This is a genomic window from Pseudomonas sp. MS01C9, from assembly GCF_058202755.1.
This window is the reverse complement of the sequence record NZ_CM177073.1, coordinates 4,076,917-4,090,031: the sequence shown is the minus strand read 5'-3', so window position 1 is coordinate 4,090,031 and position 13,115 is coordinate 4,076,917. Positions and strand designations below refer to the sequence as shown.

16 protein-coding genes and 2 pseudogenes are annotated in these 13,115 nt (G+C 54.8%); 6 read left to right on the top strand and 12 right to left on the bottom strand.

Annotation, left to right across the window (positions count from 1 at the left end):
• The first annotated feature begins 73 nt into the window (after window positions 1-73).
• Window positions 74-1,246: an MFS transporter gene (locus AC1M7R_RS18705; protein WP_490609814.1), complete on the top strand. Its 1,173-nt coding sequence runs from the start codon at window positions 74-76 to the stop codon at window positions 1,244-1,246.
• On the opposite strand, the gene AC1M7R_RS18700 is transcribed toward AC1M7R_RS18705, so the two are convergent.
• Together AC1M7R_RS18700 and AC1M7R_RS18695 are read right to left on the bottom strand one after the other, a co-directional pair.
• Entirely contained in the window at window positions 1,247-2,701 is a 1,455-nt protein-coding gene (locus AC1M7R_RS18700) for an NCS1 family nucleobase:cation symporter-1 (protein WP_076407284.1), read from the bottom strand.
• A gap of 306 nt (window positions 2,702-3,007) precedes the next feature.
• Window positions 3,008-3,844 carry a CvfB family protein gene (locus tag AC1M7R_RS18695; RefSeq protein WP_072399167.1) on the bottom strand — a complete coding sequence of 279 codons (837 nt, stop codon included), beginning with the start codon at window positions 3,842-3,844 and terminating at the stop codon, window positions 3,008-3,010.
• 349 nt (window positions 3,845-4,193) lie between these two features.
• Here AC1M7R_RS18695 and AC1M7R_RS18690 point away from each other — a divergent pair, with 349 nt between their 5' ends.
• From AC1M7R_RS18690 to AC1M7R_RS18680, 3 genes are all read left to right on the top strand, one after another.
• The gene (locus AC1M7R_RS18690; protein WP_016702300.1) at window positions 4,194-4,382 is read left to right on the top strand and encodes a PFL_1563 family small protein; all 189 of its coding nucleotides are present in this window, start codon (window positions 4,194-4,196) and stop codon (window positions 4,380-4,382) included.
• Window positions 4,383-4,566: 184 nt separating this feature from the next.
• Entirely contained in the window at window positions 4,567-5,283 is a 717-nt protein-coding gene (locus AC1M7R_RS18685) for a TorF family putative porin (protein WP_076407286.1), read from the top strand.
• Between the two features lie 81 nt (window positions 5,284-5,364).
• Entirely contained in the window at window positions 5,365-6,231 is an 867-nt protein-coding gene (locus AC1M7R_RS18680; protein ID WP_490609813.1) for a DUF6279 family lipoprotein, read from the top strand.
• A gap of 139 nt (window positions 6,232-6,370) precedes the next feature.
• On the opposite strand, the gene AC1M7R_RS18675 is transcribed toward AC1M7R_RS18680, so the two are convergent.
• Window positions 6,371-6,763 (bottom strand): transcriptional regulator, encoded by a 393-nt coding sequence (locus AC1M7R_RS18675; protein ID WP_072399162.1) that lies wholly within the window; start codon window positions 6,761-6,763, stop codon window positions 6,371-6,373.
• A 175-nt stretch (window positions 6,764-6,938) separates the two neighbouring features.
• Between AC1M7R_RS18675 and AC1M7R_RS18670 the strand changes: the two genes are divergently transcribed.
• Both AC1M7R_RS18670 and AC1M7R_RS18665 read left to right on the top strand, forming a co-directional pair.
• Entirely contained in the window at window positions 6,939-7,670 is a 732-nt protein-coding gene (locus tag AC1M7R_RS18670) for a DUF899 domain-containing protein (protein ID WP_076407287.1), read from the top strand.
• A 256-nt stretch (window positions 7,671-7,926) separates the two neighbouring features.
• On the top strand, window positions 7,927-8,199 hold the full coding sequence (locus tag AC1M7R_RS18665; RefSeq protein ID WP_490609812.1) for a hypothetical protein: 273 nt from the start codon (window positions 7,927-7,929) through the stop codon (window positions 8,197-8,199).
• A gap of 112 nt (window positions 8,200-8,311) precedes the next feature.
• On the opposite strand, the gene AC1M7R_RS18660 is transcribed toward AC1M7R_RS18665, so the two are convergent.
• The 9 genes and pseudogenes from AC1M7R_RS18660 to AC1M7R_RS18620 form a co-directional block, all read right to left on the bottom strand.
• Window positions 8,312-8,599 (bottom strand): HigA family addiction module antitoxin, encoded by a 288-nt coding sequence (locus tag AC1M7R_RS18660; protein WP_072399157.1) that lies wholly within the window; start codon window positions 8,597-8,599, stop codon window positions 8,312-8,314.
• On the bottom strand, window positions 8,599-8,877 hold the full coding sequence (locus tag AC1M7R_RS18655) for a type II toxin-antitoxin system RelE/ParE family toxin (RefSeq protein WP_072399155.1): 279 nt from the start codon (window positions 8,875-8,877) through the stop codon (window positions 8,599-8,601). Before AC1M7R_RS18655 ends, AC1M7R_RS18660 begins: the two co-directional genes overlap by 1 nt.
• Window positions 8,878-9,208: 331 nt before the next feature.
• A pseudogene (locus AC1M7R_RS18650) lies at window positions 9,209-9,391 on the bottom strand (IS4 family transposase); the annotation flags it as partial.
• A gap of 204 nt (window positions 9,392-9,595) precedes the next feature.
• Window positions 9,596-10,009, bottom strand: a complete 414-nt coding sequence (locus AC1M7R_RS18645) for a hypothetical protein (RefSeq protein ID WP_490609811.1) — start codon at window positions 10,007-10,009, stop codon at window positions 9,596-9,598.
• Between the two features lie 508 nt (window positions 10,010-10,517).
• Window positions 10,518-10,829: a hypothetical protein gene (locus AC1M7R_RS18640; RefSeq protein WP_371304281.1), complete on the bottom strand. Its 312-nt coding sequence runs from the start codon at window positions 10,827-10,829 to the stop codon at window positions 10,518-10,520.
• A gap of 597 nt (window positions 10,830-11,426) precedes the next feature.
• A complete protein-coding gene (locus AC1M7R_RS18635) occupies window positions 11,427-11,684 on the bottom strand; it encodes a MafI family immunity protein (protein ID WP_490609810.1) in 258 nt (85 codons plus the stop codon).
• Between the two features lie 6 nt (window positions 11,685-11,690).
• Window positions 11,691-12,018, bottom strand: a pseudogene (locus AC1M7R_RS18630) (EndoU domain-containing protein); the annotation flags it as partial.
• The gene (locus tag AC1M7R_RS18625; protein ID WP_490609809.1) at window positions 11,996-12,208 is read right to left on the bottom strand and encodes a hypothetical protein; all 213 of its coding nucleotides are present in this window, start codon (window positions 12,206-12,208) and stop codon (window positions 11,996-11,998) included. The gene AC1M7R_RS18625 and the pseudogene AC1M7R_RS18630, both read right to left, overlap by 23 nt.
• A gap of 286 nt (window positions 12,209-12,494) precedes the next feature.
• Window positions 12,495-12,851 carry a hypothetical protein gene (locus AC1M7R_RS18620; protein WP_490609808.1) on the bottom strand — a complete coding sequence of 119 codons (357 nt, stop codon included), beginning with the start codon at window positions 12,849-12,851 and terminating at the stop codon, window positions 12,495-12,497.
• Between the last annotated feature and the right edge of the window lie 264 nt (window positions 12,852-13,115).

Below are 13,115 nucleotides of genomic sequence, written 5' to 3'. Positions count from 1 at the left end.
CTATTATTCAATTTTATTGAAAGTCAATCGATCCTAGCCTGACGGTCATTCGCCTCGATACCGGAGAACGACCATGTCGCCCTTTATCCGCCTGCTCGCCAGCTTCATTGCCCTGATGATGGCCATGGGCATCGGCCGCTTCGCCCTTACGCCCCAGTTACCTCATTTGATCGGCGAAGGACAGGTCGACTTGACTGCCGCCGGTCTGATTGCCGCTGCCAACTACCTGGGTTATTTCGTCGGCGCACTGGACGCGATGTTCGCTCGTCGTCCGGAGCAGGTACGGCGGCGTTTACTCGGTGGGCTGTGGCTGTGCGTGCTGCTGACCCTGGCATCCTGCTGGGCCTGGGGATTCTGGCCGCACCTGGCGCTGCGTTTTGGCACCGGTGTCGCCAGTGCCTGGGCGCTGGTGATGATCACCGCGCTGAGCCAACCCCTGGCAGCCGCGGCGGGACGACCACGGCTTGGCGCGCTGGTGTTCGCCGGGCCGGGCCTGGGAATCTTCCTTACCGGCTTGCTGGCCCTGGGCTCCAACCTGTTGGGCCAGACATCCGCGACCTTGTGGCTGGTGTACGCCGGTGTGGCGCTGGTCATGCTGTTGGTGATCCTGCCGATCCTGCCGCAACCCAGCCCAACCGCGACCGTCGTGGCCCCGGCCAGCCCGTCGTCGCCCCCGGGCATCGCCCGGCTCGGCGTGGTGTACGCGTTGTACGGCGTGGGTTACATCATTCCCGCGACGTTCCTGTCGCAAATGGCCTCGGCACGGTTCCAAGGGCAATGGCAAGCCGATCTGTTCTGGCCCTGCTTCGGCCTCGCCGCCGCTATCGGTGTGTTGTTGGTGAGCCTGCGCCGGCCCGCGCCAAACACCACCGGCCGCTGGTTGATCGGTACCTTGTGGCTGCAGGCTGCCGGTGTGTTTGCCTGCCTGTTGGGCAGCGGACCGGGGCTGGCGTTGGGAGTGATCCTGTGCGGCACGCCGTTCCTGGCCTGCATGCAACTGGTGATGTTGCGCTCCCGGGAACTGGCGCCCCATGCCACCCAACGCAACGCCGGTCTGTTGACCGCCTGTTTTGCCATGGGCCAACTCAGCGGGCCGTTGCTGGCGGCGTTGAGCAGTCATTTCAGCGGTGGCCTGCAGCCGGCGCTGATCATCGCCGGCAGCAGCCTGGTGCTGGCCGGAGCACTGTTGCTACGGCCCGCCAGCCAGGCCGCCCGAGTGCACTGCACCCAGAACGCCCTGCGTTGATCAGGCTTGCCCGGCGGCGCTGAACGAAGGTTTCAGATGCGTGCTCAGCTCGCGCCGGGCCAGGGCGAAATACAACACGCCCCCCAGGAAGCAACCGGTGAACCAGGCGAAGTTGGCCATCGGCTGCAACATCGGGGTGAAGGTAATCGCCACGCCCATCAGCGTCGCAGGGATCAAGGCCTTGACCGCCGTCCAGTTGATGCCACCGCTGTAGTAATAGCGCCCGCTCGGCCCGTCGTTGAACAGCGCATCCACATCGATCTGCTGTTTCTTGATCAGGTAGTAATCCACCAGCAGGATGCCGAACAGCGGCCCGATGAACGCCGCCAGCACGTCCAGGGTGTAGTGGATCACTTCAGGGTTGTTGAACAAGTTCCAGGGCGTGATGAAGACCGATGCCACCGCCGCGATCATGCCGCCGGCGCGCCAGCTGACCTTGCTGGGCGCGACGTTGGCGAAGTCAAAGGCCGGGGACACGAAGTTGGCCACGATATTGATACCGATGGTGGCCGTCACGAAGGCGAAGGCCCCCAGCAGGACCGCCACATCGTTGTCGATGCGCGCCACGGTAGCGATCGGGTCATGGAGCATTTCACCGAACACCGGCAAGGTGCCGGAAACGATCACTACGGTCACCAGCGAGAAGGCCAGGAAATTCACCGGCAGGCCCCAGAAGTTGCCTCGGCGCACGTCAGACATGCTCCGGCAATAGCGGCTGAAATCACCGAAGTTCAGGGTTGGGCCAGAAAAGTACGACACCACCAGGGCCGTCGCGACGATTACCTGGCCGAACGCCTGCCAGCCGGACAAGGACTTTTCCGCCAGGGTGAAACTGATGTTGCTCCAACCGGCCTTCCAGACGATCCAGCCGGCCAGCAGGAACATCACCGCGTAGACCACTGGCCCGGCCCAGTCGATGAAACGCCGGATCGACTCCATCCCGGCCCAGAATACCAGGGCCTGAACGCACCACAGGCTGAGGAAACCGAACCAACCGAGGTAGGATAGACCGGCAAAATGCGGCGTTGCGTAGACTTCCATCGACGGAAAGAACCGCAGCACCACGATGATCAGGGCGCTGGAGGCCAGATAGGTCTGGATGCCGTACCACGCCACCGCGATCAACCCGCGGATGACGGCAGGAATGTTCGCGCCGAACACGCCGAACGCCAAACGACAGATCACCGGATACGGCACCGCCGCCTGTTGGCTCGGCCGGGCTACCAGATTGGCGATCAACTGCACGATACAGATCCCGCCCAGCAAGGCGATAAGCACCTGCCAGCTGGCCAGGCCCAACGCGAACAGGCTGGCGGCGAAAACGTAGCCGCCGACGCTGTGCACATCGCTCATCCAGAACGCGAAGATGTTGTACCAATTCCATTTCTGCGGCAGCGGGCCCAGGTCCGCGTTATAGAGACGGGGGCTGTAGCCGGTGGGCAATTGCTCGGACATTGCGGGGCTCCTTTTTTATGAAACCGGGCCCCCGAATAAACTGTTCACCATACTGCGCACGGGAGCCGGCATGGTTTGTATACGAAGCTCCACGCAGAATGCGTGCCATAGGGATTGAACATGAGACAAACCGCGGTGTGCGGCCAGGTTCAAGGCAAGCAAAAAGCTGCCAAGCGCCCACGAACAGGGCGTGAATGCATGCTAAAGGTGCAAAAATCTTGTATACACGAGGCAGCTGAACATCACCTCTGTGGTGAGGGGATTTATTCACTCACCACAGGGTCTTCTTACCTATAAGTAAAGGGTTCAGCTCAGCTCGATACGATCGGGATGAATGACGATCTGCCCATTCTTGTACAACGCACCAATGGCTTTCTTGAAGTTGCCCTTGCTCACGCCAAACAGGCTGCTGATCAGCGCTGGGTCGCTCTTGTCGCTCACGGCCAGCGTGCCGTTGTTTTCACGCAGCTTGGCCAGAATCTTCGCATTCAGACTGGTGGCGGCTTCCTGGCCCACCGGCTGCAGGCTCAGGCTGATCTTGCCGTCCGGGCGGACTTCCTTGATGAAGCCCTTTTCCTGTTTGCCGGCCCGCATGAACTTGAAGATTTCGTTCTTGTGGATCAAGCCCCAATGCTTGTTATTGATGATGGCCTTGAACCCCATGTCGGTGGCTTCGGCGACCAATAAATCTACTTCCTGGCCGGGCTTGTAGTTGGCCGGCGTCTTGTCCAGATAACGGTCCAGGCGCGCCGTGGCAGTGATGCGGCGAGTGTGCTTGTCGAGGTAGACATGCACCACGCAGTAATCCCCGGCGCTCATCTGGCGCTTTTCTTCCGAGAACGGCAACAGCAGGTCCTTGGGCAGTCCCCAGTCAAGGAACACGCCGATGCTATTGACTTCAACCACTTTCAGGCTGGCGAATTCCCCCACCTGGACTTTGGGCTTTTCCGTAGTCGCGATCAGTTTGTCGTCACTGTCCAGATAAACGAAAACATTCAGCCAATCTTCATCTTCAGTGGGAATATCCTTGGGGATATAACGGTTGGGCAACAGAATTTCGCCATCGGCACCGCCATCCAGATATAAACCGAAGTTAGTGTGTTTAACCACTTGCAAACTGTTGTAGCGCCCGACTAAAGCCATTTCCAATACCCTCATTGCGTGGGCGGCATTCTACCTGTTTTTACCGGTCGATTCGTGGATGCTGGCGGGCCTGCTGGAAAAGACCTGCGCAAGCCTTGATTTTCCTGGGGTTTCGACCTGAGCAGGGCCATTCGTCAGACAATTGATGCCGTTGCAAGCGTCTGGCCTCGCTTGTCCGACGATATATTTTGCGCACGGTTGTTATTTAAAACAGGAGGTTAGGCGTTTGATCACGGTATGAATCCGCCTTCGTGTCTGCCGTTGCCGGGATATTTGGCGCAAATATCAGCCAAGCAATGGCCAGGTATTTCCTGTACGATGCCTGGCCCAATTAATTATCTACAGGTTAATGGCCGCCATGCGCGTAAAAGCATCCAACAGCAAAGCAAAGCCAGCTCCAGCCGTTGAAACCAGCGAGTCGATCAACGACCAGATCGCTGCATTCCTCAAGTCCGGCGGCGAAATCCAGCAAATTGCCAAGGGCGTCAGCGGCCAGACCTTCGGCCCGTCCAAGCAGATCAGCCTGGGCAAGAAATAATCCCCGCACCGCCTGGTCCCAAAGCGCTTTGAGCTTCGAAGCGCTTGGACTGGAAGTCTTTTCTCCCCCTCGATAAGTAAAAATCGACGAACGGCCTTCGATGCCGGGTATTCGTCGGTATGCTTGCGCCTCTCTATTTCAAGTGTTCCAGCTTGAATGCTCCTCGCTATTCATGGAGTGAAGCATGCGTATTCCCAATGCCCTGCTGATGATCGGCCTGCTGATCGGCCCCCTTGCCCATGGGCAGGTTTTCCAGCGCGAGCTCGGCGACTTCGACCTCAAGCTCGGCACCACGCCCAGCCGCAGCATGGCCCAGGGCCTCGTCACCCCTTCGAGCACCGGTTCGTTCCATGGCGGCCTGGACCTGAGCCATGACAGTGGCTGGTACTTCGGCCAGTGGTCCCCCAGCGCCGGGCTGACCCCATCCACCAACCTCGAAGTCGATTCCTACCTGGGCTTCAAACAGCCTTTCGACCAGACCCTGGGCTACGAAGTCGGCCTTATCCACTACAGCTACCCCACGGTCGACACCCTCGACAGCCAGGAGCTCTACGGCGGCCTGACCGTGCTGGGCAGCCGTTTCGGCGCGGCGTTGAGCAACGACCCGGACAAACAGAACAGCACCCTATTCGCCGACCTGGGTGGCAACGTGCCGTTCGGCATCGGCATCAGTGCCAAATACACGACCCACCAGCTCAACACACCCGTTTCCGTGGGAGATGGCTACGTAGGCAGTTTCAGTGACTGGTCGCTGAAAATCTCCCGTCCGTGGCGAGGCATCGACCTGGACCTGATCTACAGCGACTCCAGCCTCAACGGCAGCGGTTGCTCGGCCTATTCCGGCCACAACAGCGAATGCGACGGGTTGGTGACCCTGAAAATGGCCCATCCATTTTACTAAGCGTTACGCTTTAATCGGCTGAACTGCCGCGCGCCTGCCATGCTCAAACAAGACACCTGATGGCTTCGCAAGGACTCGCCCATGTCGCGCTGGTTGACCCGCACCGCCATGTTCATCGCCCTGTTGCTGACACTCACCGCCTGTAGCCGTATCGGCCTGGCCTATCGCAACCTCGACCTGATCATCCCTTGGACGCTCAACGATTACCTGGAAATCAACGGCGAGCAAAAGGACTGGTTCAACGAGCGCCTCAAGGAGCACCTGAGTTGGCATTGCACCACGCAACTGCCCGGTTACCTCGATTGGCTGGACCGCTTGAAGACCATGGTGCAGACCGATCAGGTCACCGACGAAGCCCTGCAGCAACGCACCCGGGAAGCCAAGGCCGCCATCGCCGAAACCGCCCGGGCGATCACCCCGTCGGCCATCGAATTGCTGCAGGGGCTGAACGACGACCAGGTCGCAGACATGGACGCCGCGTTTATCAAGGACCAGCGTAAACGCCAGCAGCAGTACCTCAAGCCGACCTTGCAACAGCAGATCCAGGAACGCAGCGAACGCATGGAAAAGCGCCTGAACGACTGGCTCGGTCCCCTCAACATCGCCCAGCGCCAGCGGGTGGTGGCCTGGTCCACCGCCCTGGGCGACCAGAACCAGCAGTGGATCGCCAATCGCGCCCATTGGCAAAACCAGTTCAGCGCCGCCGTGGCCCAGCGGCACAGCCCGGACTTTGCAAAACGCATCGAGCAACTGCTGGTGGACCGCGAGAGCCTGTGGACACCGGCCTACCGTGAGGCCTACAACAAAACCGAAGCCCAGGCCCGCAGCCTGCTGATCGACCTGATGACCAACAGCACGCCGCCCCAGCGCGAACGGCTGTTGAAGAAAATCGACGGAGTGAAAAAAGACTTCAGCGATTTGAAGTGCCTGAAGGCTGCACGATCTTGAAACCACTGAAGATCCAACGTGGGAGATCAAATGCGGGAGCGAGCTTGCTCGCGATAGCGATCGAACAGGCAATACATCCGTTGAATGCCAGAGCGCCTATCGCGAGCAAGCTCGCTCCCACAAGGTTTGTGCCTGGTTCCTAGGCAATCTGCGCCTTCGAAGCCAAGTCATCAAACGTAAACTCATCCAGCGCATCTTCCTGCTCATCCAGTACCTGGCGCGGATGATCATTACCAGGGATGCTGCTGTCGATCAGGCTCAGCAACCGCGAGCCACGGGGCGTCAGCACGAAATTCTCACCGTTGCCGCCCTCCTCCTCCGGCCGGGGCTCGATGAAGCCCCGCTCCAGCAACACCTTCTCATACTCCCCGGCGACCGCTTTCAGATGATCGAGGTTCTCGATCTCCTCGCCCGCAGCCGCTTTCTGCGCCGCGTACTGCTCCGCATAAGGCCGGGGGGTGAAGCTGTGGCCGGCGCCGTTCTGCACTTCGTGCAACAACTTTTCGATCAAGTCCCAGTTATAAGTCGTCATCCTGGTCCATCCTCTGAAGAGTGAGATGCCTACTCAAGGTGTGACCGAGACGCTACGTCACCGTTCAGCCGGGGTTCCGGGCGGGTCATTTCACACGCCGACCAACGGTCTGTCGAATCCGGCCAGGGCCAAACGACCACTTGCTGAAGCGCCTTTGCCTACAGGAGAAATCGCCATGAACGTAGAAAATCATCCCGTCGTCTCGCGCGAAGAATGGCTCACCGCCCGCCGCGAACACCTGGCCCACGAAAAAGCCTTCACCCGCGAACGGGACAAACTCAGCGCCGAACGCCGCGCCCTGCCCTGGGTCAAGATCGACAAACCCTACCGCTTCCAGGGCCCTCACGGCGAACTGAGCCTGGCCAACCTGTTCGGCGGTCGCAGCCAACTGATCATCTACCACTTCATGTTCGGCCCCGGCTGGACAGAAGGCTGCCAGGGCTGCTCGTTCCTCTCCGACCACATCGACGGCGCCAACCAGCACCTGGCCCACCACGACGTCGCGGTGGTCGCCGTTTCCCGCGCCCCGTTCGCCGAATTCCAACCGTTCAAACGCCGCATGGGCTGGGCCTTCGACTGGGTCTCTTCAAACGGCTGCGACTTCAACTACGACTTCGGTGTCAGCTTCAAAGCCGAAGACACCGCCGGAGGGAAAGCCACCTACAACTACGAAACAACCGACACCAGCGAAGGCGAACTCCCAGGCCTGAGCGTCTTCTATCGCAATGAAGCCGGCGACATCTTCCACACCTACTCCACCTATGCCCGCGGCCTGGACATGCTGGTCGGCACCTACCACTACCTAGATCTAACGCCCAAGGGCCGCAATGAAGACGAACTCATGGATTGGGTGCGGCATCACGATAAGTATGACGAGGCCAAGCCTCATAGCTGCTGCCACAGCTAAAATCCAAGTCAAACACCGCCCCCTGTGGCCAGGGGGCTTGCTCTCGATCGACTGCGCAGCAGGCGCCTACATTGCCTACGCCGCCGCAGTCACAAAGTCGAGCGCAAGCAGGTCAAACGTCCTACATGAAACTCGGAAAGCGGTAGCTTGTGGCTCAAGAACGGCGGGGCCTATAGTCCATCTTCGCCAAAGCGGCGAACAGGTTTGGCGACCTGACTTACAGAGAGACTCATTAATTTTTCGCGAGGCTCTGACCATGACCCGATACATGCCCATCACCGGCATCGACTGCACCCCCGCCACCCTGCTCATCGACACCGAAGCCCCCCTCGACGTCCTCTTCGAAACCGCCGACTACCGCATCCGCACCGTGACCCAGGTACTGGAAAACATTGCCTTTCGTTCGGATATCGACTCGGAGACGGTGGTACTGACCGACTTCTGCAAGATGCTGACGATAGCGCTGCGTGATGGGTGTGATGTGATGGATGTGATTGGGAGGCGGTTGCGGGCGCTGGTAGCGGAGTAATGAAAATGGGCGACCTTGGGTCGCCCATTTTCATAACGTTATGTTGTTCGTCATCGGCAGCTCTTCTGGACTTGCAAGTACACAAGGAGACAGCACTTCTGACCTAAGCAATTCAAGCAAAAGCGAACTTTCCTACCTGCTGCAAATCAACGTGTTGACGGGCAACCCATAGATCGTAAGCATCTTGCATAGCCAGCCAGCTCTCCGGCGAGCGGCCGAGCGCGACCGACAGTCGCAGCGCCATTTCAGGCGAAACGCGACTGCTACCCTTTAGGACACGGCTCAACGTCGAAGGCGCTACGCCAAGCTTTTCAGCCAGTTCCCGACCGCTGATACCGTTGGGCTCCAGATAGACTTCAGTGATGAATTCACCGGGATGAGGTGGGTTATGCATGTTCATCAATGGTAATCCTCATAGTCCAGGACATAAGCGTTTCCTTCACGAAACTCGAACGTCAGCCGCCAATTGCCATTCACCATGATCGACCAGCGTCCGCGCTTTTCTCCCTTGAGCGGGTGCAAACGAAAACCCGGAATATCCATATCATCAATGGTCATGGCTGTATCCAAAGCGGCTAGCTGCATCCGAAGCCGCTTGGCATGAGCCGTTTGTAGGCCAGCTGTACTACCTGTTTGGAAGAATCTGCGCAGTCCTTTGTGATGAAAAGACTTGATCATTGCGAAAGCCTACCATGTTGCGCAACACGCAACAAAAAAATCTGTCCGAGTATCCCGTGAGACGAGATCAATGATGAAATGCCATATCAGGTAAGAGATCGGAAATGGATGGATACGGATCTGACTTCATTCTGCTACCCAGTGAATATCACTACGCTACTTGCACTGTGGTCCAGACGTGACCGGTTCCGGTGCGCGTCGCTGAGTAGCTTATTAGGGGAGCTGTCGAGAGGAAATCAGACACCTCTCATATAAAGGTACGAAAATTCCGGCACGAAGATGAAGGGGATGTCTAGTCCTGAATTAGGTGTAAACCTATTTCAGGACTAGACACTCGCTTTATCGAGTGTTTGGGATACGCCTGGCCCAGCATGGCACGACCGATTCCGGTCAAGGTCAGGCGCCGGCCTTGTAGCAATGCGCTGACACAACACATCAGGGCGGTCAGGCGGCGAGAGTGGAGCGTGGGCAGTGCTTGGGCGAGTGCGTTGTGTAAAAATTGGATGGCTTGCATGAGTTCGGGATCTTGCTTTTGTGTGGTGCAAACCAAGCTGCCGACTCATGCAGGCTTCTTCAATATTCCAACTTCTTGATTTATGTAGGAAAAAGTGGGGATTCCTCAGGGACAGACCACGTTTAAAATACATCACGTACCTGTCCCCAGACATTCTCGAAAACGTGGTCTGTCCCCGTTCCCCCCATTCTGCTCGCCCTCCACCTACGGCAATTTCACTATAACGACCTCATCAGAACCTTTGGGCAGCTCTAAAAAATACTTCCACTTCTCTAAAATTTTGCGCCATTCCTGCAAGGTAAACCTGCCCTCAGGTTGGCCGATCCAGTCGTCGTTGACCAAGATATCAACTTGCACACCTGAAGCATCCATATCCAATAGGACATCATTTCCACCTTCAATGATTGAGACTTGAACACCATCCTCGATTGATGTGACAGCCTCCAGCAATTGAACACAGTTACTTGGAACCTGAGCGATTGCACTTAATACACTGCAAACATAAAGCTCATAGCGTTGCGCATCCTCTTGGCCAGGAGACACCTCAGCTACAGCGTCGTAAACCTGCCCAGCAACCGGGTGAACGCCACCATCAACATAATAAAACTTAAGTTCCATTGCATCTCCCAAATACATTAAGGCTCATACTCTGGATAAACCGTCACCCTTGGATAGGTGTACCCTTTAACCTGTACTCCAGAAGGAGTTCTTGAGAAAACGGGGACAAATTTATTTTCCTGACTCACCCCTCAGCCGCCCCTGTTTTCTTCTCGCTATTGTACTAACACACCGACCATCTGCTCTATCTCATCCGCAAAACGACTTGTGCCTTACACTGCGTTAGATGGGTAGCTCGGTAAAACAATATACCCTACTCAGCCCCCCCATCCCTGGAAGCTTTGAGCGTAGCAGATGATTGAAAAATATATCTATCCTCTTTTTCTCTTTTCTCGTTTTTTTGCAATTCTTTAAATTTTTAAACCACATAAAGCCACGTCATCAGAAACTCGAACCACACCATCAACGATAGACAAACCATCCTCAGATTCAAAAACTCTAAATCCACAATTCCCAAAATCAAAATACACACAGAAAAAGCAGAAAAAGCACGAAAAAGGGGACAAATTTATTTTCCAGCCTTGGCCCACCGCCGCCCCTGTCCTCGCTGCTCTACCCTCACACCAACAATCCGCTCCACTTCATCTACGAAACGGTTTTTACCCGTCAATTGGCCTCGTTGCAAAGCGTCGCGGATCAATTGAGTTTGATCAGTCGGAATGGCTTGGCGCACAAACTCTTCATACCGAAGCCGCCGCTCCATCGAGGTATCACCCAACGCCATGAAGCATGGATCAGCATCTAACAGGCACCCACTAGGCTCATCATTTACCCGGCTTCGATAGCTCGACCATGCATAATCTGCGACGTTGGCGAGCATGCGAGCGCGCACAGGATTCAATTCAATTTAACGACTACAAGCGAGAAAATATGAATCCGACTGTGAAAAATAAATCCGTCCCTTTTTTCTATACGAGAGCAAAAGGGGACATCTATTAGCCTTGACTTGAGACCGGCTAATGGGTGTCCCTTTTTTCTCTTTTCGCTGCCTAAGTTGTGATCCTTGGCCTCATCCTATTGACAGCGTCCAGAAGCGATTCCAATTCAAGGCCATAACTATCAGGCTCAAAACTCTCCTCTATGCCCCTCATCAAAAACTCATTCGAAATCAATTCGCATAGCTCATCTATTTCACTCGACGATATCGAACCATAAAGTACTTTATCAGGTAGGAGTTTGATTTTTTCCTCAAAAAAACATAACGCGACTAAAAGCTGCGTTTGGGCATCAGTTAATACTCCGGCCATTTTCCAGTCCCCGAAGATGATTTCCCCCAACCTGTAACCACTTTACCTTCAGTATTGACCACTATAACTGCATCCGTCCCTGTACACCTCAAAAAGGGGACACCCATTAGCCTTGACTTGAGACCGGCTAATGGGTATCACCTTTTCTACCCTACCCAGCTCTTTATATTTCAGGCACTCGTCAACGCCTGCAAATACTTAAAAGGAGCGTTTCCGAGATCAAACCCCATGACTGACGCTAACAACTGGATCTCTTTAAGCTCATCAATAGACAGAGCCACGTCGTATTCACAAATATGGTCGCAGAGAATCTCTAAAGCTAAATTTTCCTCGTTATATTTCACATAGTCCAATGCACCATCAAGAAGGACCGCCTCCAATCGCCCTTTGAATTTGGCACCTAGATTTAATATCTGTTGAAAGTACATATCAACCTACTTAATCGGTTTATAAGTGGGTATAGGCGCATCGTCAGGAAATGCAGTTATGACATTCTGCACCGCCGGTTGATATACAACACGCATACGAACCCCATCCCGCGTTTCGTAAGAAACCCCACTTAGCTGGATCGCCACTTTTTGTATACAATCCACCCGTTCCGGTCTGTGCATACCACTTTGTATCCGGCGAAGTCAGAATATCACTTACTTCATGAATCATTTTCTCCGCAGACCAGCTTTCTGGGAATACAGTTTTCCCCGGTTGTCCGGGCCAGAGATGACCACCTCTTCCCGGCCCATCACCATACAAAATACGCTTCTTCCGAGAGCAGATCGACGTAATCCGATGAATTTGTAATCTTCGGCGCCGTTACTGGCTTCGGTGGATCAAGATCCGGCACATCCGAATCCGGATTAAGCTCCTCCAGCTTATTGATCCGAGTCTTGATGACGTCAATATCAACCGAAGCCTCAATCCTCTTGACCGTGTTGACCGAAACGTCAATCCCCATCCGCGACAGCGCCAAAGGACGAAAAGGGGACGGACGAAAAGGGGACAGATTTATTTTCCCGAATCACCACTCAGCCGCCCCTGATTTCTCTCGCTATTGTACTAACACACCGACCAACTGCTCTATCTCATCCGCAAAACGACTTGTGTCTTACACTGCGTTAAATGGGTAGCTCGGTAAAACAATATACCCTACTCAGCCCCCCATCCCTGGAAGCCTTGAGCGTAGCAGATGATTGAAAAATAAATCTATCCTCTTTTTCTCTTTTCTCGTTTTTTGCAATTCCTTAAATTTTTAAACCACATAAAGCCACGTCATCAGGAACTCGAACCACACCATCAACGATAGACAAACCATCCTCAGATTCAAAAACGCTAAATCCACAATTCCCAAAATCAAAATACACACCGACACACCCATCTTCTACATTCATGACACCGTACTTATATACAGCAAGGAGCTCTTTATCAAAATACTTATTAAGCTCACCAGTTTTCCGAATCGGGTAAGCGAAATCATCGGATATTTCATCTAACCCCAACAGCTTCGGCTCAGAGCCAACGGATAAAATCCTTAACACCCCCTCCCCGATGTCCAATGAAACCCATCCCGCCCCTGAGAACCTAAAAAAAAGAACCAGCATTTCACAAACCAGAGATCTCGATATAAAAAAAGATCGAAATCTAAACTCGCAGATCCTATCACCAATAATCATCAAGCCATATCTCATGATTAAAATTTAGATGATTTTTCTGGAATCAGAGTATCAAACTCATATTTTCCACCAGACAACACCCGCAAACTCACAGCACTATTTGTCTTTAAGCTGTATACATGAATAAGATCATAGCCACCTCGAACAGCAGTCTTGAACGAAAAAGGGAACAGATTTATTTTCCCAGCTCAG

What these genes read in the sequence shown, in the direction of transcription:
- AC1M7R_RS18705 (WP_490609814.1), top strand. Translation starts at nt 74, where the DNA reads ATGTCGCCCTTTATCCGCCTGCTCGCCAGCTTCATTGCCCTGATGATG.
- AC1M7R_RS18620 (WP_490609808.1), bottom strand. Translation starts at nt 12,851, where the DNA reads ATGCTGGTTCTTTTTTTTAGGTTCTCAGGGGCGGGATGGGTTTCATTG.
- AC1M7R_RS18670 (WP_076407287.1), top strand. Translation starts at nt 6,939, where the DNA reads ATGAACGTAGAAAATCATCCCGTCGTCTCGCGCGAAGAATGGCTCACC.
- AC1M7R_RS18665 (WP_490609812.1), top strand. Translation starts at nt 7,927, where the DNA reads ATGACCCGATACATGCCCATCACCGGCATCGACTGCACCCCCGCCACC.
- AC1M7R_RS18695 (WP_072399167.1), bottom strand. Translation starts at nt 3,844, where the DNA reads ATGGCTTTAGTCGGGCGCTACAACAGTTTGCAAGTGGTTAAACACACT.
- AC1M7R_RS18675 (WP_072399162.1), bottom strand. Translation starts at nt 6,763, where the DNA reads ATGACGACTTATAACTGGGACTTGATCGAAAAGTTGTTGCACGAAGTG.
- AC1M7R_RS18625 (WP_490609809.1), bottom strand. Translation starts at nt 12,208, where the DNA reads ATGGGGATTGACGTTTCGGTCAACACGGTCAAGAGGATTGAGGCTTCG.
- AC1M7R_RS18680 (WP_490609813.1), top strand. Translation starts at nt 5,365, where the DNA reads ATGTCGCGCTGGTTGACCCGCACCGCCATGTTCATCGCCCTGTTGCTG.
- AC1M7R_RS18645 (WP_490609811.1), bottom strand. Translation starts at nt 10,009, where the DNA reads ATGGAACTTAAGTTTTATTATGTTGATGGTGGCGTTCACCCGGTTGCT.
- AC1M7R_RS18685 (WP_076407286.1), top strand. Translation starts at nt 4,567, where the DNA reads ATGCGTATTCCCAATGCCCTGCTGATGATCGGCCTGCTGATCGGCCCC.
- AC1M7R_RS18655 (WP_072399155.1), bottom strand. Translation starts at nt 8,877, where the DNA reads ATGATCAAGTCTTTTCATCACAAAGGACTGCGCAGATTCTTCCAAACA.
- AC1M7R_RS18635 (WP_490609810.1), bottom strand. Translation starts at nt 11,684, where the DNA reads ATGTACTTTCAACAGATATTAAATCTAGGTGCCAAATTCAAAGGGCGA.
- AC1M7R_RS18700 (WP_076407284.1), bottom strand. Translation starts at nt 2,701, where the DNA reads ATGTCCGAGCAATTGCCCACCGGCTACAGCCCCCGTCTCTATAACGCG.
- AC1M7R_RS18640 (WP_371304281.1), bottom strand. Translation starts at nt 10,829, where the DNA reads ATGCTCGCCAACGTCGCAGATTATGCATGGTCGAGCTATCGAAGCCGG.
- AC1M7R_RS18660 (WP_072399157.1), bottom strand. Translation starts at nt 8,599, where the DNA reads ATGAACATGCATAACCCACCTCATCCCGGTGAATTCATCACTGAAGTC.
- AC1M7R_RS18690 (WP_016702300.1), top strand. Translation starts at nt 4,194, where the DNA reads ATGGCCGCCATGCGCGTAAAAGCATCCAACAGCAAAGCAAAGCCAGCT.